At 68.7% G+C, this 23,180-nt stretch carries 21 protein-coding genes and 1 pseudogene; 12 read left to right on the forward strand and 10 right to left on the reverse strand.

The features are described 5' to 3' along the window. Positions 1-15: 15 nt before the first annotated feature. A complete protein-coding gene (locus ACIBVN_RS29330; protein ID WP_397141744.1) occupies positions 16-3,492 on the forward strand; it encodes a ThuA domain-containing protein in 3,477 nt (1,158 codons plus the stop codon). Positions 3,493-3,803: 311 nt separating this feature from the next. Here the strand turns inward: ACIBVN_RS29330 and ACIBVN_RS29335 are convergent, their stop codons facing one another. Next, positions 3,804-4,049: a hypothetical protein gene (locus tag ACIBVN_RS29335; RefSeq protein WP_397141746.1), complete on the reverse strand. Its 246-nt coding sequence runs from the start codon at positions 4,047-4,049 to the stop codon at positions 3,804-3,806. Between the two features lie 97 nt (positions 4,050-4,146). Between ACIBVN_RS29335 and ACIBVN_RS29340 the strand changes: the two genes are divergently transcribed. Both ACIBVN_RS29340 and ACIBVN_RS29345 read left to right on the forward strand, forming a co-directional pair. Continuing rightward, positions 4,147-4,347, forward strand: coding sequence for a hypothetical protein (locus tag ACIBVN_RS29340; RefSeq protein WP_397141748.1), 201 nt, complete (start codon positions 4,147-4,149; stop codon positions 4,345-4,347). Between the two features lie 380 nt (positions 4,348-4,727). Continuing rightward, a pseudogene (locus tag ACIBVN_RS29345) lies at positions 4,728-4,971 on the forward strand (transposase); the annotation flags it as partial. 61 nt (positions 4,972-5,032) lie between these two features. Here ACIBVN_RS29345 and ACIBVN_RS29350 read toward each other — a convergent pair. Together ACIBVN_RS29350 and ACIBVN_RS29355 are read right to left on the reverse strand one after the other, a co-directional pair. Next, positions 5,033-6,247 (reverse strand): FAD-dependent monooxygenase, encoded by a 1,215-nt coding sequence (locus ACIBVN_RS29350; protein ID WP_397141750.1) that lies wholly within the window; start codon positions 6,245-6,247, stop codon positions 5,033-5,035. Between the two features lie 14 nt (positions 6,248-6,261). Beyond that, positions 6,262-7,125, reverse strand: coding sequence for an SDR family NAD(P)-dependent oxidoreductase (locus ACIBVN_RS29355; RefSeq protein ID WP_397141752.1), 864 nt, complete (start codon positions 7,123-7,125; stop codon positions 6,262-6,264). 271 nt (positions 7,126-7,396) lie between these two features. On the opposite strand from ACIBVN_RS29355, the gene ACIBVN_RS29360 reads away from it, so the two are divergent. Continuing rightward, positions 7,397-8,056, forward strand: coding sequence for a TetR/AcrR family transcriptional regulator (locus ACIBVN_RS29360; protein ID WP_397141754.1), 660 nt, complete (start codon positions 7,397-7,399; stop codon positions 8,054-8,056). A gap of 409 nt (positions 8,057-8,465) precedes the next feature. On the opposite strand, the gene ACIBVN_RS29365 is transcribed toward ACIBVN_RS29360, so the two are convergent. Continuing rightward, positions 8,466-9,230, reverse strand: coding sequence for a hypothetical protein (locus ACIBVN_RS29365; RefSeq protein WP_397141756.1), 765 nt, complete (start codon positions 9,228-9,230; stop codon positions 8,466-8,468). A gap of 64 nt (positions 9,231-9,294) precedes the next feature. After that, a complete protein-coding gene (locus ACIBVN_RS29370) occupies positions 9,295-10,491 on the reverse strand; it encodes an MFS transporter (protein WP_397141758.1) in 1,197 nt (398 codons plus the stop codon). Positions 10,492-10,577: 86 nt separating this feature from the next. Here ACIBVN_RS29370 and ACIBVN_RS29375 point away from each other — a divergent pair, with 86 nt between their 5' ends. Then, positions 10,578-11,252 (forward strand): TetR/AcrR family transcriptional regulator, encoded by a 675-nt coding sequence (locus ACIBVN_RS29375; RefSeq protein ID WP_397141760.1) that lies wholly within the window; start codon positions 10,578-10,580, stop codon positions 11,250-11,252. 291 nt (positions 11,253-11,543) lie between these two features. On the opposite strand, the gene ACIBVN_RS29380 is transcribed toward ACIBVN_RS29375, so the two are convergent. The 3 genes from ACIBVN_RS29380 to ACIBVN_RS29390 all read right to left on the reverse strand — a co-directional run bounded on the left by ACIBVN_RS29380 (position 11,544) and on the right by ACIBVN_RS29390 (position 14,792). Further along, the gene (locus ACIBVN_RS29380) at positions 11,544-12,371 is read right to left on the reverse strand and encodes a hypothetical protein (RefSeq protein ID WP_397141762.1); all 828 of its coding nucleotides are present in this window, start codon (positions 12,369-12,371) and stop codon (positions 11,544-11,546) included. A 432-nt stretch (positions 12,372-12,803) separates the two neighbouring features. After that, positions 12,804-13,190, reverse strand: coding sequence for a RidA family protein (locus tag ACIBVN_RS29385; RefSeq protein WP_397141764.1), 387 nt, complete (start codon positions 13,188-13,190; stop codon positions 12,804-12,806). Between the two features lie 570 nt (positions 13,191-13,760). Further along, positions 13,761-14,792, reverse strand: a complete 1,032-nt coding sequence (locus ACIBVN_RS29390) for an Rv2578c family radical SAM protein (RefSeq protein WP_397141766.1) — start codon at positions 14,790-14,792, stop codon at positions 13,761-13,763. A 134-nt stretch (positions 14,793-14,926) separates the two neighbouring features. On the opposite strand from ACIBVN_RS29390, the gene ACIBVN_RS29395 reads away from it, so the two are divergent. Beyond that, on the forward strand, positions 14,927-15,208 hold the full coding sequence (locus ACIBVN_RS29395) for a DUF3040 domain-containing protein (RefSeq protein ID WP_349448729.1): 282 nt from the start codon (positions 14,927-14,929) through the stop codon (positions 15,206-15,208). A 260-nt stretch (positions 15,209-15,468) separates the two neighbouring features. Here ACIBVN_RS29395 and ACIBVN_RS29400 read toward each other — a convergent pair whose 3' ends face one another. Beyond that, on the reverse strand, positions 15,469-16,326 hold the full coding sequence (locus tag ACIBVN_RS29400) for a polysaccharide deacetylase family protein (protein ID WP_397141768.1): 858 nt from the start codon (positions 16,324-16,326) through the stop codon (positions 15,469-15,471). Between the two features lie 76 nt (positions 16,327-16,402). Beyond that, positions 16,403-17,188, reverse strand: a complete 786-nt coding sequence (locus tag ACIBVN_RS29405) for an IclR family transcriptional regulator (RefSeq protein WP_397141770.1) — start codon at positions 17,186-17,188, stop codon at positions 16,403-16,405. A 91-nt stretch (positions 17,189-17,279) separates the two neighbouring features. Between ACIBVN_RS29405 and ACIBVN_RS29410 the strand changes: the two genes are divergently transcribed. The 6 genes from ACIBVN_RS29410 to ACIBVN_RS29435 are packed head-to-tail and all read left to right on the forward strand — an operon-like array spanning position 17,280 to position 23,054. Further along, a complete protein-coding gene (locus tag ACIBVN_RS29410; RefSeq protein WP_397141772.1) occupies positions 17,280-17,609 on the forward strand; it encodes a hypothetical protein in 330 nt (109 codons plus the stop codon). Positions 17,610-17,656: 47 nt separating this feature from the next. Continuing rightward, on the forward strand, positions 17,657-19,219 hold the full coding sequence (locus tag ACIBVN_RS29415; RefSeq protein ID WP_397141774.1) for an ABC transporter substrate-binding protein: 1,563 nt from the start codon (positions 17,657-17,659) through the stop codon (positions 19,217-19,219). 11 nt (positions 19,220-19,230) lie between these two features. Next, positions 19,231-20,157: an ABC transporter permease gene (locus tag ACIBVN_RS29420; protein ID WP_349448724.1), complete on the forward strand. Its 927-nt coding sequence runs from the start codon at positions 19,231-19,233 to the stop codon at positions 20,155-20,157. Next, positions 20,154-21,074: an ABC transporter permease gene (locus ACIBVN_RS29425; protein ID WP_397141777.1), complete on the forward strand. Its 921-nt coding sequence runs from the start codon at positions 20,154-20,156 to the stop codon at positions 21,072-21,074. The genes ACIBVN_RS29420 and ACIBVN_RS29425 overlap by 4 nt, the downstream gene beginning before the upstream one ends. Next, positions 21,071-22,048, forward strand: coding sequence for an ABC transporter ATP-binding protein (locus ACIBVN_RS29430; RefSeq protein WP_397141779.1), 978 nt, complete (start codon positions 21,071-21,073; stop codon positions 22,046-22,048). Before ACIBVN_RS29425 ends, ACIBVN_RS29430 begins: the two co-directional genes overlap by 4 nt. After that, complete coding sequence (locus ACIBVN_RS29435) at positions 22,041-23,054, forward strand: ABC transporter ATP-binding protein (protein WP_397141781.1); 1,014 nt, start codon at positions 22,041-22,043, stop codon at positions 23,052-23,054. The genes ACIBVN_RS29430 and ACIBVN_RS29435 overlap by 8 nt, the downstream gene beginning before the upstream one ends. The last annotated feature ends 126 nt before the right edge of the window (positions 23,055-23,180 follow it).

A 23,180-nucleotide genomic window follows, 5' to 3' on the forward strand; every position in this document is an offset into this window, starting at 1 on the left:
CCCAGGAGATCCTTCATGCGAAGACCACGCCTGCTTCCCGCCCTGGCCGCAATGTTATTAGGGCTGTTGGTGTCCTTGGTGCCGCTGGTGGCGCACGCGGCCGCTCCGGAGTTCAAGGTGCTGCTTTTCACCGAGACGGCGAGCGGCGCCTATCGGCATGACTCCATCCCTGCCGGTGTCGCGATGTTCCAGCAGATGGCGACCGACAACAACTTCCAGCTCGACCACAGCGAGGACTCCGCCGTCTTCACGACCGCGACCCTGAACACCTACGACGCGGTGATCATGTTCCAGACCAACGGCATGGTGTGGGACAACGAGGCCCAGCGTCAGGCCTTCCAGGCGTATGTGCGCAGCGGCCACGGCATCGTCGCGATCCACAACGCCACCGACATGAACATCGAGGCGCAGTTTCCCTGGTGGGACCAGGTTGTCCTGGCGGGCGCGCACATGACCGCGCATTCGGCGATCCTGCAGGGCACCGCCAAGGTGGCCGACAAGGTTCACCCCTCCACGAAGGGACTGCCGGATCGGTGGGTGCGCCCGGAGGAGTGGTACAACTTCGACAAGAACATGCGCGGCTCGGTGCACGTGCTGGTGACCGCGGATGAGACCACCTATGACGCGGGGCCCAACAAGATGGGCGCCGACCACCCGATCTCCTGGTGTCACAACCCGGAGGGCGGCCGGGTGTGGGCCACCGCGATGGGCCACCAGGCGTCCTCCTATTCGGAGTCGTCGTTCAAGCAGCACCTGCTGGGTGCGGTGAAGTGGGCGGCGGGCGCGGCGCAGGGTGACTGCGGTGGCACGGTCGCGGCCCGGTTCCAGAAGGTGACCCTCGACGGCGCGCCGGACCAGCCGATGGAACTGGACGTGGCCGCAGACGGCAGGGTCTTCTACATCTCGCGCTCGGGCAAGGTGAACCTGATCCCCACCAACGGCGGGGGCACGCGCGTCATCGGCACCCTGCCGGTGTACGACGGCGGCGAGGACGGCGGCATCGGGCTGGCGCTGGATCCGAACTTCGCCGCCAACGGCTGGATCTACCTCAATTACTCGCCGTCCAACGGCGGTGAGGTGAACCGGGTGTCGAGGTTCACCTTCAACGGCACCAGCCTCGACCTGGCGAGTGAAAAGAGGATCATCGAGGTTCCGGCGTACCGCAACGTCGACGAGCCCGGCCACACCGGCGGCTACCTCGCGTTCGGGCCGGGCGGGAACCTGTACATCGGCCCGGGTGACGACACCAATCCCAACGGGTCCAGCGGCTACGCCCCGATCGACGAGCGGCCGGGCCGGGAGCATTACGACGCCCAGCGGTCCTCGGCCAACACCAACGACCTGCGCGGCAAGATCCTGCGCATCCACCCCGAGTCCGACGGCACCTACACGATTCCGTCCGGCAACCTGTTCGCGCCCGGCACGGCCAAGACGCGGCCGGAGATCTACGCGATGGGCTTCCGCAACCCGTTCCGCTTCTCGGTCGACAAGGTCACCGGCTGGATATCGGTGGGGGACTACGGTCCGGACGCGGGCAGCGCCAATCCCAGCCGCGGTCCCGAGGGCACGGTCGAGTGGAACCTGATCAAGCAGCCGGGCTTCTACGGCTGGCCGTACTGCGTCGGCAACAACATCCCGTTCAACGACTTCAACTTCGCCACCAACGCCTCCGGCGCGAAGTTCAACTGCTCGGCCCCGGTCAACGACTCGCCCAACAACACCGGCCTGACCAGTCTGCCCGCCGCCAAGCCCGCGACCGTCTGGTACAACTACCACGCCTCGGCAGAGTTCCCCGAGATCAACTGCTGCGGCGGTGCGGCCCCGATGGGCGGCCCGTTCTACCGCTACGACCCGGCTGGCGGCTCTGACCGCAAGTTCCCCGAGTATTTCGACGGCACGCCGTTCTTCTACGAATGGAGCCGCAACTTCGTCAAGGAGTTCCGCCTGGACTCCTCGGGCAACCTCCTGAAGATCAACCCCTTTGCGGCGCAGCTCGCCCCGCATGCGCCGATCGACATGAAGTTCGGTCCGGACGGCGCCCTGTACATGGCCGACTGGGGCAACGGCTTCGGCCACGCGAACACCGATGACAGCATCTACCGGGTCGACTACGTAGCCGGAAACCGCGCACCCCTGGCCAAGGCGAGCGCCAACCCCGACTCGGGCGCGGCGCCGCTGACGGTGGCGTTCTCCTCAGCCGGCTCGTCCGACCCCGACGGCGACGCGATCACCTACGCGTGGGACTTCGGCGACGGCGGGACCTCCACCAGTGCCAACCCGTCCCACACCTACAGCACCAATGGGACCTACACCGCCAAGCTGACCGTACGGGACTCCGGTGGGAAGACGGGCAGCGTCACGTTGCCCATCGTCGTCGGCAACAGCCGTCCCAAGGTCGTCTTCTCGGCTCCGCCCGACGGCGGGTTCATCGACTTCGGCGACCAGGTGGCCTACACGGTGAACGTCACCGATCCCGAGGACGGCGCCGTCGACTGCACCAAGGTCAACGTGATCACCGCGCTCGGCCATGACCAGCACGCCCATGACACCGGCCAGTACACCGGTTGCTCAGGGACGGTCACGACCACCGCCTCCGGCCATGACGAGGCCTCCAACGTCTACTACGTCCTGTCCGCCGACTACACCGACAAGGGCGGCCTGAAGGGCAGCGCCGGCATCACCCTGCAGCCCAAGCACAAGCAGGCCGAGCACTTCACCGGCTCGTCCGGAATCCGGATCATCGACGAGCCCGGAGCCGAAGGCGGCAGGCGCATCGGCGACATCTCCAACAACGACTGGATCTCCTTCAGTCCGATCAACCTGTCCGGGATCGACACGGTGTCCTTCCGTGTCTCTGCGCCGTCCAGCACCGGGGCGTCCATCGAACTGCACGCCGACTCCCCGACGGGGGCGCTCATCGCCTCCAGCCCCGTGCCGGCGACCGGGGGATGGAACAACTACGTGTCCCTGCCCGCGGTGCAGGTCACCGACCCCGGTGGCACCCGCAATGTCCACGTCGTGTTCAAGGCACCGTCCGCGAACTCGTTCGACGTGGACTCGTTCACCTTCAACGGCAGGGGTGTCGGGCAGGGTGACGGCTCGCCCCCGGGCAGCACCAGCGCGTTGCGGGGTGCGGGGTCGAACCGGTGCCTCAACGGAGGCTCGCAGACGAACGGCGCGCAGGTGCAGATCTGGGACTGCAACGGGCAGTCGAACCAGCAGTGGACGTCGACGGCCGCGGGTGAGCTGCGGGTGTCCGGCAACAAGTGCCTGGACGTGAACGGGGCCGGCACCGCCGACGGCACCAGCGTGATCATCTGGGACTGCAACGGGCAGAACAACCAGAAATGGCGGTTCAACGCCGACGGCAGCATCACCGCGGTCGGCGCGAACAAGTGCCTGGACGTCAGCGGCGCCGGCACCGCAAACGGCACCAAGGTGCAGATCTGGGCGTGCAACGGCCAGAACAACCAGAAGTGGACCCGCGTCTGATCCCCATGTGACGTCCGGACCCTGGAGCCGGCCCGTCCTTCCGCGGCCGGCTCCAGCGGCTTGGCCGGCGGGCGTCCTCGCTGGACAGCTCGTCCTCCTCCACCAGGCGCCCATGTAGGCCCCCGACGTGCTGACTGGCATCTCTCCTCGCCTAACTGCAAGTGTCGGTCAGCTGCGGGTATTGCGGTAGCTGCCTCCTTGAGGCAGGTCTTCCAGTCCCGGAACGGTCATAGGTCGATGCCGCGCTCGCAACCGCGACTCGTCGGCGTTGACGAGCGGCCCACTCGCCGAGGCCGAGCGGCTCGCCCTGCTCAATGCGGCGCAACGGTCGCGCGGATGTCAGGCGTCACGAGCCGTTCCGGCCATGCATGCGTGGACCTCGGGATTCGGGCCGAGTCGGCGGCTGAGGACACGCGGGCGTCGAGCAGGACCTCGTGTGCCCGCTCGGGTTCGGCGGGGTCGCCGTCCAGGAGCACAAGGCCGTAACTGGCGCGCAGCATGGCCGGGTTTCGCTGGTGGTTGGTCTCGCCGAACGAGGCCAGTGCGCGCTCTGCCATGACCCGGGCATCGGCGGAGCGTCCGCGGTAGTAGGCCGTCACTGCGGCGTTCCAGTGGGCCGAGCCCCTGGCCTGAGGGCTGCCGAGGGTATCGGAGATGCCGATCAGCCGTTGCAGCAGCCTGGCGGCGCGCCAGGTCGCCCCGAAAGGTGTAGTTGCCGGCCAGGGTGACGCCGAGCTGTATCGAAGCGTCGCTCCACTCTCCAGGTTCAGGCTCTCGATCGCCCAGTTCGATCCCGACTGGGGCGCCGCCGACCTCGTGCGCGCCACGCTCGCCCCGTTCCGGCAGCGGCCCTGAGCTCAGCTCAGAAGATCACTGCCTCCGGACCGCTGTAGAGGGAGCCATGGCCGTCACATATTTGATGCTCACGCGGCTACCTGAAGGAGGCTTGTGCGCCTTCGACGCTTATGAAAGCGAAGTTTGCCACTCCTTGCCGAGTAGGATGCCTCGAACGACGACTGCGCACTCCGGACGATCAGGTCGAGGCCCACCTCATAACCTTTCCCGACACGCAGACCCCCGGCGTTCTGCCGCTGCACCACTGCTGGAATCGTCTGGGGCAGCGGTCGAACTGTCGCGGTTCGCGACGTGTAGTGATGGGGTGCAGCGTCAGGGGGAGGCAGACACAAGTTCCGTGATCATGGAGTTGCGACGCACTGTGATCATCGGGGAGACCTGTGCCTGCGCTGCCCTCATGGCTGACGGAACCGCTGTGGGACCAATTCGCCGCCGTGCTGCCGCGGCGGCCGGAGCACGATCCGGCCCATCCGGCTGGGCTGCCATCGGCGCCGGATCGTCTGCGACAAGCTGCTGCAGGTCCTCCGGTTCGGGTGCTCCTACGAGGCGATCGCGGATTCCACCTGCTCGGCCACGGCCATCCGTAACCGCCGCGACCAGTGGATAAGCCTGGGCCTGTCGGCGGCCAGGTCCGAGGAGCCCGTGCTGATCCCTGCACCGGCCGCCGCCGACCGCGCGGCGGGCGTCAGTTTCGCAGGTCGTCGGGGTAGCTCTTGACGTCGACGTCGTCGTGGACGCCCATGCTGTTGGCACGCTTTGACAGGGCGCGACCCACACGGGCGGGCAGGCCACCGATCAGGCGCAGGGCCTGGGCGCCCGCCCACACCTGGGCCGGGGTGCCGGGAATGACCTGCTTGACCATCCGAGCGGCGTAGCCGCGTGCCTTTTCGACGTAATCGGCCATTTCTCGCTCGTAGGCCGGGAAGGCCGCGGTGTGGTCGCCGCCGGCCGCGGCCAACTCCCCGGCGAGCACATACGCCCCGATCACCGCCATGCTGGTGCTGGCACCGACCGCCGGCCCCGGGCAGTACGCGGCGTCGCCGACCAGGCTCACTCTGCCCCGCGACCAGGTGTCCATGCGCAGCTGCGTGATCTCGTCGAAGTAGAAGGCGGGGGCGTGGTCCAGCTCGGCAAGCAGCCGGGGCGCCTCCCAGCCGATCCCGGCGTAGTGCTCGCGCAGCAACTCCTTCTGCCGTGCGGCGTCGCGGTAGTGGTAGTCGAGGCGGCCGGGGCTGCGGAACATGAAGATCACGCGAGCCTCGCCCAGATGTCGCGGGCTGTAGAGGGCCAGCATGCGCCCGGGGACGGCCAACGTAATCATCTCGGCGGAGAGGCCGAGGTAGTCGGGAACGGTGGCCACCGCCACGTAAGCGCCGAGATGGCGGGCGAAGCGGCCTTCCTCGCCGAAGGCCATGCCGCGGACGTTGGAGTGCAGCCCGTCAGCGCCGATCACGAGGTCGAAGGAGCGGAGCGAGCCGCGCTCGAATGCGACCCGCACCTCGTCCCGGCCCTCGTCGATGGAGGTGATGGAGTCGCCGAAGACGTATTCGACATCGTCGCGGGTGGCTTGGTAGAGGATCTCGCTCAGGTCGTCGCGCATGATCTCGATGTGCGCGTCGGTCGTCACGCCCAGGGCGCTGTGGTGGTCGAGGCGGATCGGCTTGGCACCCCCCATGAGGAACGTCACGCGTTCGGTGCCGACCTCGCTGTCCAGGACCTGCCGCCGCAGTCCCATGCGTTCGATGATCTGCAGGGAGGGGCGGAACAGGTCCACGGCGTGCCCGCCGGTCTTGCGGAGGGTGGGGGCCCGCTCGACCACGGTGGGAGAGAAGCCGTGCCGGTTCAGCCAGTATGCGAGCACGGGGCCGGCCACGCTGGCCCCGGAAATCAGGATGCGCATCGCGTCGCCTCCGCTTATCCGGACAGGATCGCGGACTTGATCGCGCCCTCGAAGGCGGCGGCGATCTGGCGGTCGCGCTCGGTCTCCGGTGGCATCGCCTCCAGCAGGACCCGGGAGCGTTGCTCGATCGGGCCGGCCAGCATCCGGTCGGTGTGCACATAAAGCCTGTTCTCCCGAACCGCCTGGAAGACCTGCTCGCCGACCACGTCCGGCGGCAGCCCGAAACGCTCGAAGAGCGCGTCGCGTGCCTCGTTGGCGGGCAGCGCACCACCGGGATCGAGCTTGGCACTGTTGGCCATGACGTTGGTACGCACGAAACCGGGACAGGCGACGCTCACCCCGATGCCGCGTTCGCTGAGCTCCCTGTGTTGCCGCAATGATTCCGACAGTCCGACGACGGCGTACTTGGAGGCGACGTAGACGATCTTGTCGCTGGCGACGAGCCCCGCCCCGGAGGCGACGTTGACGATGTGGGCCGGCCCGCCGCGGCTGAGCATGCGGGGCAGGAACGTCTGAAGGCCGTTGACCGTGCCGCCCAGGTTGACGCCGAGGACGTGGTCCCACAACTGGTAGGTCAGCGCGGACGGGGGCGCGGCGGCGGCGACCCCCGCGTTGTTGCACAGCACGGTGACCGGCCCGAACCGCTCTTCGACGGCGTCGGCCACGCGGGCGAAGGCGTCACGGTCGCGGACGTCCAATGTGTGCGTGCTCACCTTGCCCAGGATGGACAACTCCTGCTCGGCGACCCGGAGCTGGTCACGATCGACGTCGGCCAGCGCGATGCGAGCGCCAGCCCGGGCGAAGGCGCGGGCGATGCCGAGCCCGATGCCCTGTGCCCCTCCGGTGATGAAGACGGTGGCATCCGCGATGTTGTCCATGATCGTCTCCTCTTTGCTGCAGTTACTGCATTTGTATAGCTACCTCATAACATACGCTACTGTATCCAAGGCAGCGATAGAACGGCCGGGGATGATGGGCGGTTGAAGAGGTGCAGCGGCTGGCGGACGAGCCTGGACGGGCGCATCTTCCCGAACGGGTGTGCGGCAGCTGCCGGCCTTGATCCGGCGAAGCAGGCGTCTGCGGGGCCATCCAGCGACGATGGCGAATAAGTGCAGCAGCAATAAAGATACGGTAGCTATAGTCGAGCCCATGGCTGAGACTACGGGGCGACGAGAGCGCAAGAAGCTTCAGACGCGGCAGGCGCTGGTGAACGCGGCGATGCGGCTGTTCGAGGAGAAGGGTTTCGAGCGCACCATGGTGACCGAAATCGCCGAGGCCGCCGACGTGTCCGAGCGGACGTTCTACCTGCATTTCCCCACCAAAGAGGATGTCGTGATCGGCAGCGCGCAGGAACGTCTCAACGAAGGGCTACAAGCCATCGCGGAGTGGCGGCCCGGTCAGAGCGTGGCGGAAGTCCTCGAACGCGCTGCGGAGTCGATCGTCGAGGACACGTGGCGCTTCGATCTGCCCAGCGGTCTGGCCGCGCTTCGGGTGAAGCTGCTCGCCTCCACCCCATCGGTTCAGTCGCGGCTGGTGCACCGCATGCTGCGGACGCAGAGCGAGCTGATCGAGGCGCTACATCGGGCGGCACCGGAGCTGGTCAGCCGGACCGATGCGGCGGCGCTGGTGGGCGCGGTGCTCGGCGCGCTCAACGCCACCGCCATCCTCAGTATCGAGCAGGGCGATGGGCCCGATCAGGTGCGCGCCGCGCTGCGCCGCGCCATCGGCCTCGCGCTGCGGCCCACCCAGATGATGGGCCTGAGGAAACAGAGCGGAGCGGCGAGCGAGACCAGCGAAGCATCCACGTGAGGCCTGCCGGGCCAATATCATCCGTGACCTACAGTTGGCCGGCCTCCTGCGCCGCGTCGATACCCGCCGCTCATCTTCACATTTCTATACCTGTCGGTTTGGCATTGGGCAGAAATATTGGGGACAGCACTCCAGGAGTTGAGGCCTCGAGTGCTGTCGTGTGTTTATGTGTTTTCTAGTTCCAGCCAGAAGTACGCATGACGCACCTCCTCTCGTCACGTTCAATCACGAACCGGTATCCATGAGCTCGAGCGCTGTTGTCGTTAGTCAGGGATCGACAGATACTTGGCGCGGCATACACTTCGGGGTTTCCGAAATCGGTCGGGGTGTGCCGCCCACGGGAGATACCGAAAGACACTGCGCCATTAGTGCTCCGCGATTCGTCATCGGTATCGGTGCTCGGGAGCGGTTACGACGGTGCGAGAGCGTACGGGGAGGCGGGTTGCGGGCCGGTTCCCTCGTACGCGGCGACCCAGGAGTCGTGGAGCCACATCTGGGTGCCCCGGCGTCCCTGACCGGAGTCCCACGTGATGTCGCGCTCATAGGTCAGCACGGTCTCATCGGGGCCGACGATAACCCAGGAATAGAGGCCGTTGTCGTGATGCATCTTCACTTTCATCCCGGAGATCGTCTCGGTGGTGCCGTCGGGCCGGGTCACGGTCTCATCGTGTTGCGCGACCCAGTTGACGGTGAGCCCTTCGGCATGGTCGGGCGCCACCTGCCGCAGGAAGCGCAGAGCGATCTCCTCGGCGCGACGTGCGCGGGGGAGCGGTCCTTGATCGCCGTCCTGGAGGCGGGTGAATCCGAGAATCGTGCCGTCGGCGTCGAGGACGAGGCTGGTGTGGGGGCCGCCGAGGCGGTAACCGTCGGGTTGGTGGCGGATGACGGTGACGTCGCGGTCGTCGTGCCGTTCCTCGCGCACCCTGACGATCTCCCACCCGCGGGGGATGCGGAGACCGGTACCGTTCAGCGCGTCGGCCTCCAGGTGTCGGGCGCCGTTGACGTCGGCGGTTGGACGTTCGGTGGCGGGCGGCATGGTGATCTCCTGTCGGCTGGTCCCGGGCGCGGTGGCCGCCGGGATCTCGTCGCGGGTGGTCGCGGTGTAGGCGGCTCCGGAGGTGGCGAGGACCGCGACGGCGACCCCGGAAAGGAGGACGGAACTTGGACGAGGCATGTAACAACTCCTCACGTGGCGATACGGGCGTGTACTTGGCAGGAGACGACGTGGGCGGTCATGGTCACTGGCGGCCCTTCATGGCACAGGACGCGTAGACGACGGCGCCTGCGGCGAGGTATAGCCCGGACGTGACGCCGAGCGCGCCGCCGAAACCTCCCGGCAACTCGATGGCATAGGAGCCCAGACCGGCTCCGAGGAAGAGGACGAACCCGTTGACGGCCATCCCGACGCCTCGGGCGGGATGGGCGGCTTCGCCCCACAGTGTGATCATCGTGGGGACCAGGACGGCGACGCCGGCGACGAAGACGACACTGGCGGCGAGGAGACCTGTGAGTGCGTCGGCCAGTACGGACTCGGCTGCAAGGCCCGCGGTCGCGAGGATGAAACCGGTGAGTGCGGTACGTGCCGGACCGAGGCGTGCGGCCAGTGGCCCGGCGAGCAGCGAGCAGAGCATCGCCGGCAGGGCGGCGGCGCGAACGAGCATGATCTCGGTGGCGGAAAGACCGGCCGAGGTCAGATGCGTGCCGAGCAGGTTGTACATTCCGACGAAACCGCCCAGCACAACCAGATGTCCGAGCGCGAGGAGCAGGGAACGCGGCCGGAGAGCGAACCGGAGGAGACCGGCGTAGCGTTCCCGAAGAGGCTGATGGGGCCGATCGGCGTCGGGCTCGCGGATGATGACGAATGCCGCGAGGGTGAGGGCGGCGAGCAGGATGCCGCCGATGAAGAACGTTCCGCGCCAGCCTGCGGCGGTGGCGATGGCGGCGGTGGGCAGTTGTCCGATGATTCCCGCGGTGAGGAAGGCCACCGAGATGGCGCCGATCGCGGTGGCGCGCCGGGGAGGGGGCAGCGCCTCTCCGAGGTAGGCCAGGGCGGTCGGCGCGAACGTGGCGGCGGCCAGGCCCTGTAGGGCTCGCAGGACGGCCAGGGCACCGGTTGAGGGGGCGAGGCTCACGGCGAGCGTGGCGACCGTGAGAGCCGCGAGGCCGGAGACAAGAATGCGCCGGCGGCCATAGTGGTCCGACAACGGCCCGTAGATCAGGAACCCTAGTGCGTAGGCGAATGAGTAACCGGCGGCCAGCGCGGTCGTTACGTCGGCGGACCCGAGGTCGGCGGCCACGGACTGGTGAAGCGGGATGGCCGCGTAGAGCTGAATGAGTACGACGAGCGCGGTGCCGACGAGCAGGGGGATGGTGCCTGCCCGCGTGGCTCCCCGCTCGGCTGTGGGCGGTGGCGGCGTGTTCACGATGGTGGGCATGAACTCCAACTCCAACGTTTGGGTTGGAAGCTACTTTAGCGTCCCATCGGAGATTTGCAACGCAAGCGTTGGATATGCTGGCGGGCATGGCCTGGAACACCGCCGAGACCAAACGCAGGCTCAAGGAGTCCGCAGTCGCCGAGTTCGCCGCTCACGGCCTCGGCGGCACCACCATGGAGCGCATCGCCCGCCGGGCGGGGATCAACAAGGAGCGCCTGTACACCTACTTCGGCGACAAATCCCGGCTGTTCGCCACCGTGCTCGCGGACGAACTGAACAAGGTTGCGGCGGCCGTTCCGCTGGACAGACTGGACGGACCGGAAGCCGTCGCCGCGTACGCCGCCGCGGTGTACGACTACCACGCGGAGCACCCCGAACTGACCCGGCTGCTGCTGTGGGAGGGCCTGCTTGACCTGCCAGAAGTGCCCGACGAGGATTCCCGCACCGAGTACTACCGCACCAAGGTCGCGGCTTTCACCCGAGCCCAGCAGGCGAACCTGATCAGCGACGACATGCCAGGCGCCGACCTCGCCTTCCTCATCCTGGCCCTCGCAGGCTGGTGGTACGCGGTTCCGCAGATGGCGCGCATGATGCATACCGACGATCCGGCGACCCAGGAAACAGCCAGGGAAGCGCTCATGCGCGCCGCCATGAAGCTGGCCACGCCCGCGTCACTATGGTCCCGCGGCGGCGAACGAGGCGACGGCCTGCCCGACCGCGATGGTGAGCAGGGCCGCGGCGAGCAGGATGACGAAACTTGACGGCGGCGCGGCCAGACAATGACGTCGTGGTCTTGGGGGCCGATGCCGCCGGGCCGTCTTGTCTGGACGATCTGCTGATCGAAGCCGTGTCAGGGCCGGTGCCCACCTCGGCAGCGTGCATTTCCTAGCCCCAAGCCGCCGACTCCTGCGGATGGAGGTCCGCCAAGCGAGACGGAAAGGTGGACGCGAGGAATCAGCGGTGTAAAGCCTCTCACGACTTCTGCCAGCTCAGCGGGCCCGGCTGATCTACCGCATGATGATCTACCGGCGGCGGGAACGAACGCAAGGGATTCACCGAGACCGACTACGCCCGGCTGCTGGATGCCGCCCACCAAGCCCTTGGCCGCGTTCGAGTCCCAGGTGTTGATCGCGTGGGGATTGCCGCCGGACTCTTGCCGGATGATCGTTTAGATGTCGTTCACGTTCATCTTCTCGACCGGGTAGCCGTTCGCCTTGAGGATCTCGACGGCCTGGTTGATCCAGCCGGCGATCTGCCTCTGGGGCGCCGGCCCGCAGCCGGTCGCAGTGGTACGTGAGGCCGCTGGGTGCGATCTTCATGCCGGTGGCCGGCATCGACATGGTCATGGGCTGGTCGAGCGCGCAGAGCAGGTCCGCGCGGACCGGGCCCACCAGGGCCGACAGCTCGTCCACCGCGGGCGCCGCCGGCTTGCGCCACAACGAGTCCGCCCCCGGGACGGGGTAGGCGATCCACACCGCTTCCGGGCTGTCCAGGCTGGTGATCAGGGCGTCCTTGCCGGCCAGCATCGGCACCAGGACGATCTTGCGGTCGCCCAGTTCGAACGTGCCGGATTCGAGGTCCGAGATGAGCAGGCCGCGCTCTCCGTACGCGATGCGGTCGCTGAGCGCGCCGAGCAGCAACTCCGGGTCGCCGCGCACCGCGGCGACGCTCACCCGCTCGACCTCCCTGTCCAGCAGCGGGCGGCCGCGCTTCCACAGGGGCTCGGTGGTGTTCCAGACGTCGGCCAGGGCGCCGGCGTAGCCGCGCAGCCAGCGGGCGGGCCGCTCGGCGGCCGAGCGCCAGTGCGGGGGCGGGTCGCCGCCGCCGAACGCCTGCTTTTGTCCCTGATCACCAGGTTGCGCGCGGCGAGTCGCCCCCACCCGGACGCTCGGCGACTGTGATCGGCACCGAGGTGACCGCGCCGTCGGCGAGGGCGACCCGGTAGGTGCGCCACCTATGCACGTACAGGGGGTGTTCGCCGGTCCCGTCGACGCTGAAACGCAGGCTCAGCGAGGCGTCGGGCGGCAGCTCCGGCCGGGCCAGGACCTGCGCCGGCCCGCCCGTCAGGGGGACACGTTCGACGGTGTGCCCAGCCGCGTAGATTAGCGTGTTGCCGTCAGAACATTTCCTCGATCACGCCGATGAGCAGGTCGCCCGGATCCGCGCGTTCGGCCGCAAGAGCTGGCTACCGGCGTTCCGGGACGCGGTCCGGTTCAGCTGGTGTGACACGTTCATCACGAACGGGTCGCAGCGTTGCGGAGTCGTGCAGGACCCGTCGGCGGTCTATCGTGGCCTGTCGCTCAGCGCACCACTTAGCCCGCCGCCACCACCTCGATCTCCACCAACCAGTCACTGGCGAGTGTTTGTGCCACGATCGCCGTCGTGGGCACCCGCCGTTCACCCAAGGCGGTCACCCTGGCTTTCGCATTCGCATCAGCGTAGGAGGGATCACGCAGGTAACTCGTGAGCCTCACGATGTTGTCGACACTCATCCCCGCTTCGGCGAGAATCACCCGAAGATTCCCCCAGATGAGGTCGAGCTGTTCTTCAAGCGTGGTGCCGGGGATGCTATTGGAATCCAGCCCCATCGTTCCCGCGATGAACAGTAGCCGAGACGGATTCCGCACCTCAATCGCGTGTACGAAGTCATCGGTGGCGGCGTAGATGCCCTCAGCCGGGTTGTGAACGATCGTCTCCATGACGGCCATTCTGTCCCCCCGCAGAGCTCGCGCCCAGGGCCAATCTGATGCAATTGGTTCTCATCACAAGACGAGATCTCGCACACGCCGTTTGGCCCACTTATGCCGACTGTGATATTCGGTGAAAATGTTCTGGTCGAAGGACGAGAAGTGGGTGGAGTCGGAGGCCACCGCGGTGGTGCCATCCCCACAGTGAGGCCTGGCGCGCGGGCAGATGTCGTGCCTGAGCCACTCCCGGACGGGCGCCCGGATGTCACGTTGTCCCATCGACTTTCTGGATCGAGATTGCTGGACGGCGTTGGCCCTGGTCGCTACGTTGGCCGGAAAGGTAAATGTTTCTGGCCACTGCCGGGAGGCGGTCCACCCGAACCTGAGCGCCCGGCACCACCTCGAAACAGCGATGCAATCCCGCCAGCTCTCCGGGCTGATACCAAGGCTGGCTGCAATCCGCGGGCGCGCCTCCGCAAGTGGATCTTCACTCGCTCATAGTTGCCGGTGAATCCGTGGCTGTGCTCGGATGGCGCCTGCTCGGCCCGAGCGGCTGTTCTGCCACGTGTACCGCCGGCGGGCCTACAACAGGCGTAGCTGCTCCGGCTCCTCGGGGATCGGTGCAGGGCGTGGTGGGATGCGGCGGGCCATGGCAGGGGTCGCGCGGCCGACTCCGTGACGCTCGGCCAGCTCCTTGACGAGCCCCGTCACCCGCTCCTGGTACGCCTTCGGAGCGTACGCGCCCCGCCCGTACAGCTCCAGATAGCGCGGCACCAGGCGCGGGTGCTCGCGCGACAGCCACCCCAGCCACCACTCCCGCGCCCCGGGCCGCAGGTGGAGCACGATCGGGGCGATGTGGGTGGCGCCGGAGGCGGCGATGTCCTTGACGGTGGCCTCGAGCTGGGCGGGGGAGTCGGTGAGGTACGGGAGGATCGGGGCCATCAGGACGCCGCAGGCGATGCCGTTGTCGTTGAGCGTCGCGCACGTCTCCAGGCGTCGGCGCGGGTTGGGGGTGCCCGGCTCCACCGCGCGCCACAGCGCCGGGTCGACGAAGCCGACGGACACGTTGGCGCCCACTTCCGTGACGTCCGCGGCCTCCGTCAGCAGGTCGAGGTCGCGCAGGATCAGGGTGCCCTTGGTCAGGATCGAGAACGGGTTGCGGGCGTCGCGCAATGCGGACAGGATGCCGCGCATCAGCTTGTAGCGGCCCTCCGCGCGCTGGTAACAGTCGACGTTTGTGCCCATGGCCACGTGGTGACCGCCCCAGCGGGGCGAGGCCAGCTCCTTGCGGGCCAGCTCGGCAGCGTTGACCTTGACGACGATTTTCGAGTCGAAGTCCGCACCGGCATCAAAATCTAGATACTCGTGCGTCTTTCGGGCAAAACAGTAAATGCAGCGATGAGTGCACCCACGATAGGGGTTGATCGTGTATTCGAACGGGACCCGGCTGGCCCCGGGGACCCGGTTGATGAGGGATCTGGCCCGGATCTCGTAGAAGGTCATCCCCTTGAACTCGGGCGTGTCGAAGGTGCGGGTGACCGCGCCGCGAGCGAACAGCGGCACGGCCGGGTCGTCCCGGCCGGCCCCGGCCAGGCGCAGGTTGTCCCAGCGCATGGCATGATTAGAACAAAGGTTCGAGCTTGATCGCAAACCGAAAAGAGGTTGCAATTAGGTAGTCAGGTGGGGGCTAATGATCTTCAGGGTTGGGCAGAAAGACGTCGCAGAGCTTGCGTTCGGGAGGTGCGCCTATGGCCTGGTCGCAGGACGAGGAGCGGATGCTCGCCCAGATCGAGCAGCACCTCGTCGACGACGATCCGCGACTCGTCGCGCGGCTGGAGTCGTTCAACGAGCGAGTGCGTCGCAGCGAGGAGAAGGCTCAGGGGCAGCGAGTCCGGAGGCACCGGCCGCGCCGCTCGACGGTCATCATCCTGATCAGCTGGCTCCTCATCGCCACGCTGGTCGCCACGCTTCTGATCATGGTTCTCCGCCACGAGGCCGCCGCGGCGCTGGCCCTGGCCGCCGCCTTCTGACCACCCCGCTTCCCCGCCCCGTTTCCCCACCCCGCCCCCTCGTCTGACGACCGCGCCCCGCCACTTCCCGGTCGCCATCGTCCTCAGGCGGCGCTGCCGGGTGTCGCTTTCTGGGGCTTTCCCCTCCCATCGACTGACGGCGTGGTCGCGTCCACCTGCCGCCGTGCCGCCCACGCGACCGGCGGCGCGGTTGATGCGTGACCCCGGCGGCGTTCATGACTGCGCACCCGGGTAGCGCAGGACGCTCGGGGACGGGCGCCTTACGCCGCGTCCCCGCTCCTCGCCGAGGCCGTCCAAGCCGCCTGGAGGATCCGGTAGTCGATCACGACGATCCCTTCCTTCCGGAGAAGCTCGCGCGCCTCCGGCGACGTGAGGAACTCGTAGTCGGTCCGCCGCACACGCCACCCGTCAGGGTCGATCGCCCTGGCCTCCTCGTCCCCCAGCCCCGGATGGACGGCCCACTCGCTCAGCCCGGGCGGCACCTCGCGCAGCAGCCTCGCGTACGTGGCCGCCTTGTCGTCGAGGCCGAGCCGGAAGCTGTCCAGGAAGTCGTGCTCCACCACCGGCAGCCCGCGCGCCCGCAGCTTCCGGCGCGCCGGGTCGAGCCAGGCCCGCACCGCCAGCCCGTACTCGTCGGCCAGCGCCACCGTCAGATCGAAGATGTCGGCACGTCCGCCGTCGGCCAGGCAGTGCCAGTCGAGGTGGGTCGGCGCCGGCCCGGCGTCCGTCACCGCGGCGATCTGCGCGCGAAACTCCCGCTCCACCTCGTCCAGCCGGGCCTGTGCGAGCAACTCCGGTACGCGGTCCGGCGCGAACAGCTCGCCCGTCCCGTCGAGCAGGGACGGCACGTTCTCCTTCCCCGCCAACGGCCCCCACCGACGGCGGGGCGTGTCGCACACCAGCGTCAGATGAATCCCGAAGGGCAGCTCCGGCCGCTCGCGCAGCAGCTCTATGGCGTGTCCCGCAGCCGGGCAGGGCGGCATGAGGCTGCACGAACTGGAGATCCCCTCCTCGATCGAGCGCACGACCGCCTCGTTGACGGCACGGTACATCCCGAAGTCGTCGTTGTTCACGATCAGCAGGCGTGCGTCAGGCTCGAATCCCGGGAGTGCGTCCATGATCCCAGCCTGTCGGTCGCCAAGGACGGGATCCACCGGTTTTCGCAGCGCGAGATCCACGGTCAGGGCCGCGTGGTCAGCGGATGATGCGCTCCGCGGCCCGGAGCAGGGCGGCCACGATCACCTTCTCCCGTTCGGGGTCGAGGCGGACGACGGGGACGGAGCAGCTGAGGGCCTCGTTCGGGGGAGACCCGAAGCCGAGGGCGACGGCGAAGCAGCGCAGGCCGATGGTCGACTCCTGCTCGTCGACGGCATGGCCGCGGCGCCTGATCTCCTCGAGCTCGGCACGCAGGGTCGTCCGGTCGGTGATGGTGTTGACCGTACGCGGCTCCAGGTTCTCCGGCAGGAGCTCGTCGACCTCCCGCCAGGGACGCCGGGCGAGGATCGCCTTGCCGAGCCCGGTCGCCCATGACGGCAGGCGACGGCCTGGCCGGGAGACGACGGCGAGGGAGTGCCGGGAGATGTTGGTGGCCAGGTACACGATCTCCGCGCCGTCGAGCCGGGCCAGGTGCACGGTCTCGCCGAGCTCGTCGTTCAGCACGTTCATCACGGGCTGTGCCCGCTGGACGACGTCGTCCCGTTCGACGTACGCCGCGCCGGCGCGGAGCGCGCGGATGCCGATCCGATAGCGGCCGGCGCCGTCGGTCTCGACCCAGCCGGTGTTCACCAGCGTCGTGAGCAGTGCGTACGCGCTGGCCCGGGGCAAGTCGAGGTCGGTGGCCACCTCGCGCAGCGAGCACGCGTGCGTGGCGGAGCTCAGGTATTCGAGCACCGCGATGGTCCGCTCGGCTGACTTGACGCTCTTGACGCCTCCTCCGGTGCCGACGAGCTGGGGTGATGGATCCGGGATGTGTTGCGCCATTGCTCACACTCTTGACGTTCGCGGAAACATCAACTTAATGTCTCGGCTACAAATATAGACGCTGTCTCCATATGTAGACAAGAGGTTGCTTTTGATACCCCCCACCGCTCCGCGGGCCGCCGCCTCACTCTCCGGTCTGCTCGCCTTCCCGGTCACGCCGTTCACGGCATCGGGGGACGTGGATCTGCCCCGCCTCAAGGGCCACCTCGCCGACGTGCCCGCCGCGAAGCCCAGCGCGATCTTCGTTGCCTGCGGCACCGGGGAGCCGGCGTCGCTGACGGGCGCGGAATCCGCCCGTGCCGCCCAGGCCGCCGGACCCGTCCGCGCGCCGCTGGCGGAGCTCACTCCTGAGCACCGCGAGCAGCTCGCCCGCATCATCGACCGCGGCCTGGCCGCTCTCGGCGCGACGCCTGTCGCATAGCACCATGGCCTGCTCCGGCAGCGGTAGCAGGCGATTTCGGAGGTACCATGATCACCACCATCACTCCCCGCCGCCGGCAGGCAGCCTCCGCCCTCTTGGCGCTGGGCGCCATGTTGTCAGCAGGCGCCTGCTCGGTCGCGAACAGCGGTCCTGAGCCCTCGTCCGGCGCGGCGGCCGGCACCGTCCGCATCGTGCTGCCCGAGGAGCCGCCGACGCTGGAGCCGTGCGACGCCTCGCTCACCGCGACGGGGCGCGTCACCCGGGCCAACATCACCGAGGCGCTCACCGAGCGCGACCCCGGCACCGGCCAGCTCCAGCCGGCGCTGGCCACGGAGTGGAAGCAGGACTCGCCGACCGAGTGGACCTTCACCCTGCGCAAGGGCGTGAAGTTCCACGACGGCACGGCGTTCGACGCCAAGGCGGCCGCGTTCTCCATCGAGCGCACCGTCGCCTCCAAGATCGACTGCAACGTGAAGGGCTACGTCTTCGGCGGCATCGAGCTCACGGCGACGGCCGCGGACGAGGCGACCGTCAAGGTGAAGACGGCCAAGCCGGACCCGATCCTGCCGCTGCGCCTGTCCTTCATCGAGATCGTGCCGGCCACGACGAGCATGACCGGCAAGGTACGCGAGCCCGTCGGCACCGGCCCGTACAAGATCGCCAAGTGGGACTCAGGGCGCAGCCTGCGGCTGGAGCGGTATGCCGGCTACTGGGGCAAGGCACCGGAATTCGCCGCGGCAGAGTACGTCTGGCGCGCCGAAGGCAGCATCCGCGCGGCCATGATCCAGAGCGACGAGGCGGACGTCGCCATCGGCCTGGCCCCCGAGGACGGCGCGGGCGAAGCCGCCGTGGAGTTCCCCAACAACGAGACCTCCTACCTGCGCATCGACGCCGGCAAGGCGCCGCTCAACGACATCCGCGTGCGGCAGGCGATCAACTACGCCATCGACAGGAACGGGCTCGTCGCCTCCGTGTTCGCCGGGCTCGGCAAGCCGGCCGGCCAGCTCGTCCCCGAAGGCGTGACCGGTCACAGCTCCGCCATCCAGCCCTGGCCGTACGACATGGCGCAGGCCAAGAAGCTGATCGCGGACGCCAAGGCCGACGGCGTACCCACGGACACGCCCATCACGATCATCGGCCGGAACGGGATCTACCCCAAGGCGGCCGAGGCGATGGAGGTCGTGCAGAACGCGCTGACGCAGGCCGGGCTCTCGGTGAAGATCCAGATGCTCGACGTGAACGCCTGGCTGGAGTACCTGCTGGCGCCGTTCCCCAAGGACGCCGGCCCCACCCTGCTGCAGGCACAGCACGGCAACCAGGCCGGCGACGCGGCCTTCACGATGGGCCAGATCTACGGCACCAAGGGCGCGCAGAGCAGCTACGGCACCAAGGAACTGGACGAGCTGATCTCCACCGCCGAGCAGGCCTCCGGCGAGGAGCGGCAGGCGGCGTTCGCCAAGGCGCTGGAGTACCAGGGCAAGGACGTCGTACGTGACGCGGTCATGGCTCACATGACGGGCATTCTGGCCCTGTCGAAGAAGGTCTCCTACAAGCCCAACGCCGCCACGAATGACGAGATGCGTCTCGCCGAGATGCACCCGGCCGGCTGAGAGGAGCAGTTGTGCTGACCTTCCTGCGGCGTCGCATCACATCAAGTGCGATCCCGCTGGTCGTCGTGATCCTCGGGGTGTTCTGCCTGGCCCGCCTCACCGGCGACCCGGCGAACCTCTACCTGCCCCTGAGCGCCACGCCGGAGATGCGGGCGGAGTTCGCCGCCCGGCACGGGTTCGACCAGCCGCTGCTCGTCCAGTTCGGCGACTACCTGGCTCAGGTGGTCCGGCTGGACTTCGGCGAGTCGCTGCGGACCGCAGAACCCGCCGCCGCGGCCGTGCTGCGGGCCTTCCCGGCGACACTGCAGCTGGCGGGCACCACGATGGTCCTGGCGATCCTCGGCGCGGTCGTCGTCGGGAGCTGGGCGGCCTACCGCCCGAACTCCCTGGCCGACCGGATCGCCAGCTTCACCTCGACCACCGCGGCGAGCATGCCGGACTTCTGGTTCGCCATCATGGGCGTCCTGGTCTTCGCCGTGGCCCTCGGCTGGCTGCCCACGTCGGGCACGCAAGGCGCGGCCGCGTGGGTGCTGCCGGTGGTCACCTTGCTGGTCCGGCCGTTCGGCGTGCTGGTGCAGGTGGTGCGCGGGGCGATGGTCTCCGCGCTGTCGGCCCCGTACATCAAGGTCGCCCGGAGCAAGGGCGCGGGAGAGCTGCGGGTGGTCTTCGGCCACGCGCTGCGCAACGCCGCCCCTCCGGCGCTCACCGTGGCCGGTGACCTCGCGGTCGGGCTGGTCAACGGGGCCGTGGTCGTCGAGACCATCTTCGGCTGGCCGGGCATCGGCAAGCTGATGATCACCTCGATCCTGCAGCGCGACTTCGCGGTGCTGCAGGCCGCGGTCCTGGTGACCGCGGTCACCATCTTCGCGCTCAACATCGTCATCGACGCCTGTTACGCGCTTCTCGACTCGCGTGTGCGTCAGGGGGTGACGGCATGACCCTCGTCGACACGCCCCTCGCCAGGCGTACCGGCTGGTGGGGACTGCTGCTGCGGGACCGGTTCGCCTGCGTGGCGGCGGTGATCCTGCTGATCGTGGCCGCCTCCGCCCTCGTGGGGCCGATGCTGCTCAGCGACCTGGCCGTGGGACAGAACCTGCGGGCGGCCAACCGGCCGCCGTTCAGCCTCGACGACGGCTGGGCGTTCGTGCTCGGCAGCGACTCGCTCGGGCGCAGCGTGCTCGCCCGGCTCATCGTGGCCAGCCGTACGACGCTCTCCGTGGCGATCCCGGCCGTCGTGATCTCCCTCGTCATCGGGTCGATCTGGGGAATGTGGGCCGGCTACCACCGGGGGTGGCGGGAGAACGTCTCCATGCGCATCGCCGACGTCATCCTCAGCTTCCCCTCGCTGCTGCTGGCCGTGGTCGTGCTGTACGTCTTCTCGCCCAGCGCCGGGAACATCATCCTGGTCCTGGCGATCGCCCGGATCCCGATCTACCTGCGGGCCGCCCGCGCGGAGTCGGCCGAGCTGCAGAGCCGGCTGTTCGTCGACGCGGCGCGCACGTTCGGCACCAGGAGCTGGGCGATCATCGGCAGGCACGTGGCGCCGACCGTGCTGCCCACCCTGTTCACCGTCGCAACGTTGGACTTCTGTTTCGTGATGCTGACCGAATCGTCGCTGAGCTTCCTGGGCATCGGCATCCAGCCCCCCGACATGAGCTGGGGCCTGATGGTCGCCCAAGGCCGGCAGGTGCTGCAGAGCGCCTGGTGGATCGCCGTCTTCCCGGGGCTCGCCATCGTGGTGACCACCGTGTCGGCGACCGTGCTCGCGTCCTGGGCCCGCCTGGCCATGGACCCCGGACAGCGGTGGCGGCTCACCCTGCCCCGCTCCCGCCGCCTCAAGGAGGTGAAGCCGTGACCCCGGCGCTGGAGGTTGATCGGCTGGCCGTCGACATCCGTACCCCGTCCGGGACGGTACGCGCCGTGCGCGAGGTCAGCTTCTCCGTACGCTCCGGTGAGACGTTGGCCCTGCTCGGCGAGTCGGGCTGCGGCAAGAGCATGACCGCGCAGGCCATCGTCGGCCTGCTCGACCCGGTGGCGCATGTGGCGGGCGGCGCCGTGCGCCTGGAGGGTACCGACCTCCTGACCCTGTCGCCGCAGGAGCGCCGGCGGCTGGCCGGGCCCGGCCTGGCCATCGTGTTCCAGGACGCGCTCACCGCGCTCAATCCCGTCCAGACGGTCGGCGCCCAGCTCGCCGAGCCGTTCCGGATCCACGAGCGCCTCTCGCGCCGCGCGGCCCGGAAGCGGGCCGTAGAACTGATGGAGCGGGTCGGCATCCCCGAGGCGGGCACCCGGGCCGGCGCCTACCCGCACCAGTTCTCCGGCGGGATGCGCCAGCGGCTGCTCATCGCGCTGGCGGTCGCCCTCCACCCCAAGGTCCTGCTCGCCGACGAGCCGACCACGGCCCTCGACGTCACCGTACAGGCCCAGATCATGGAACTGCTGCGGGAGCTGCGCACCGAGCAGCAGACGGCGCTGATCCTGATCACCCATGACCTCGCCGTCGTGGCCGAGCAGGCCGACCACGTCGCCGTCATGTACGCGGGCAGCATCGTCGAGACCGGCAGGGTGGCGGAGGTGTTCTCCCGGCCACGCCACCCGTACACCCGTGGGCTGCTCGACTCGATGCCCGCAGAGGTGGCGCGCGGCACCAACCTGAAGTCCATCCCCGGCAGCCCGCCCGACCTGCACTCGGTGCCCTCGGGCTGCGCCTTCCGCGCGCGCTGCCCGATGGCCACCGACGTGTGCGCGGATCAGCGCCCGGTCCTCGCCGAGACAGGACCGGGCCGCCTGTCCGCCTGCCACCACTGGAAGGAGCTGACGGATGACTGAGCCCGCCACTGCCACGCCCGCTCCGCATGGTTCGCTGCTGGAGGTGGCGGGGCTGACGAAGACCTTCCACGTGAGCGGCCGCAAGCGTCTGCGCGCGATCGACGGGGTCGACCTGCGGTTGGCGCGAGGCGAGACGTTGGGCCTGGTCGGCGAGTCCGGCTGCGGCAAGTCGACCCTCGCCCGGGTCCTGCTCATGCTGGAGCGCCCGGATCAGGGCCACGTCAGGTTCGAGGGCACTGACCCGTTCGAGCTGCGCGGCAAGGAACTGCTCAAGTGGCGCCGCCGGGTCCAGATGGTGTTCCAGGACCCGTTCGCGTCACTGAACGCCCGGCTGTCCGCCGAGGACATCGTCGCCGAGCCGTGGCGCACCCACCGGGACCTGGTGCCGGTGAAGGAGCGCGGCAAGCGGGTGGCCGAACTCCTCGAGATGGTGGGGTTGCGGGCAAGCGACGCCCGCCGGTACCCGCAGGAGTTGTCCGGCGGGCAGCGCCAGCGGCTGGGAATCGCCCGAGCGCTCGCCCTCGGACCGGACGTCATCGTGTGCGACGAGCCGGTGTCGGCGCTCGACCTGTCGGTCCAGGCGCAGGTGCTCAACCTGCTCACCGACCTGCAGGCCAGGCTGGGCGTGTCGTACATCTTCATCTCTCACGACCTGTCCGTCGTCCGGCACGTCGCCGACCGCGTCTCGGTCATGTACCTCGGCAAGATCGTCGAGACCGGGCCGACGAAGCAGGTGTTCGACCAGCCGCGCCATCCCTACACCGCCGCGCTGATGTCCGCGGCGCCGGTGCTCGACGTCAACCCTGAGGGACGGCGCGAACGGATCCTGCTCAAGGGCGAGGTGCCTTCCCCGCTCCACCCGCCGTCGGGTTGCCGGTTCCGGACCCGCTGCTGGAAGGCTCAGGACATCTGCGCCCAGGAGGCGCCGCCCCTCGAGCCCTCCGGCAACGCCTCGCCGCACGCGGCCGCGTGCCACTTCCCCCTCCAGGAGGCGGCCACCGTGTGAGGCCCGGCCGGGGTGTGAGGTGGCACGCGGCCGCGTGCCACTTCCCCCTCCAGGAGGCGGCCACCGTGTGAGGCCCGGCCGGGGTGTGAGGTGGCACGCGGCGGCGTGTCACTTCCCCCTCCAGGA

This window comes from Nonomuraea sp. NPDC049400, from assembly GCF_044466425.1.
In the GTDB taxonomy this organism is placed as follows: domain Bacteria; phylum Actinomycetota; class Actinomycetes; order Streptosporangiales; family Streptosporangiaceae; genus Nonomuraea.

Bases quoted from the DNA above. Each gene is read 5' to 3' on its own strand.
- ACIBVN_RS29330 (WP_397141744.1), top strand. From the start codon at position 16: ATGCGAAGACCACGCCTGCTTCCCGCCCTGGCCGCAATGTTATTAGGG.
- ACIBVN_RS29335 (WP_397141746.1), bottom strand. From the start codon at position 4,049: ATGGCAGAGCGCGCACTGGCCTCGTTCGGCGAGACCAACCACCAGCGA.
- ACIBVN_RS29340 (WP_397141748.1), top strand. From the start codon at position 4,147: ATGCCGATCAGCCGTTGCAGCAGCCTGGCGGCGCGCCAGGTCGCCCCG.
- ACIBVN_RS29350 (WP_397141750.1), bottom strand. From the start codon at position 6,247: ATGCGCATCCTGATTTCCGGGGCCAGCGTGGCCGGCCCCGTGCTCGCA.
- ACIBVN_RS29355 (WP_397141752.1), bottom strand. From the start codon at position 7,125: ATGGACAACATCGCGGATGCCACCGTCTTCATCACCGGAGGGGCACAG.
- ACIBVN_RS29360 (WP_397141754.1), top strand. From the start codon at position 7,397: ATGGCTGAGACTACGGGGCGACGAGAGCGCAAGAAGCTTCAGACGCGG.
- ACIBVN_RS29365 (WP_397141756.1), bottom strand. From the start codon at position 9,230: ATGCCTCGTCCAAGTTCCGTCCTCCTTTCCGGGGTCGCCGTCGCGGTC.
- ACIBVN_RS29370 (WP_397141758.1), bottom strand. From the start codon at position 10,491: ATGCCCACCATCGTGAACACGCCGCCACCGCCCACAGCCGAGCGGGGA.
- ACIBVN_RS29375 (WP_397141760.1), top strand. From the start codon at position 10,578: ATGGCCTGGAACACCGCCGAGACCAAACGCAGGCTCAAGGAGTCCGCA.
- ACIBVN_RS29385 (WP_397141764.1), bottom strand. From the start codon at position 13,190: ATGGAGACGATCGTTCACAACCCGGCTGAGGGCATCTACGCCGCCACC.
- ACIBVN_RS29390 (WP_397141766.1), bottom strand. From the start codon at position 14,792: ATGCGCTGGGACAACCTGCGCCTGGCCGGGGCCGGCCGGGACGACCCG.
- ACIBVN_RS29395 (WP_349448729.1), top strand. From the start codon at position 14,927: ATGGCCTGGTCGCAGGACGAGGAGCGGATGCTCGCCCAGATCGAGCAG.
- ACIBVN_RS29400 (WP_397141768.1), bottom strand. From the start codon at position 16,326: ATGGACGCACTCCCGGGATTCGAGCCTGACGCACGCCTGCTGATCGTG.
- ACIBVN_RS29405 (WP_397141770.1), bottom strand. From the start codon at position 17,188: ATGGCGCAACACATCCCGGATCCATCACCCCAGCTCGTCGGCACCGGA.
- ACIBVN_RS29415 (WP_397141774.1), top strand. From the start codon at position 17,657: ATGATCACCACCATCACTCCCCGCCGCCGGCAGGCAGCCTCCGCCCTC.
- ACIBVN_RS29425 (WP_397141777.1), top strand. From the start codon at position 20,154: ATGACCCTCGTCGACACGCCCCTCGCCAGGCGTACCGGCTGGTGGGGA.
- ACIBVN_RS29435 (WP_397141781.1), top strand. From the start codon at position 22,041: ATGACTGAGCCCGCCACTGCCACGCCCGCTCCGCATGGTTCGCTGCTG.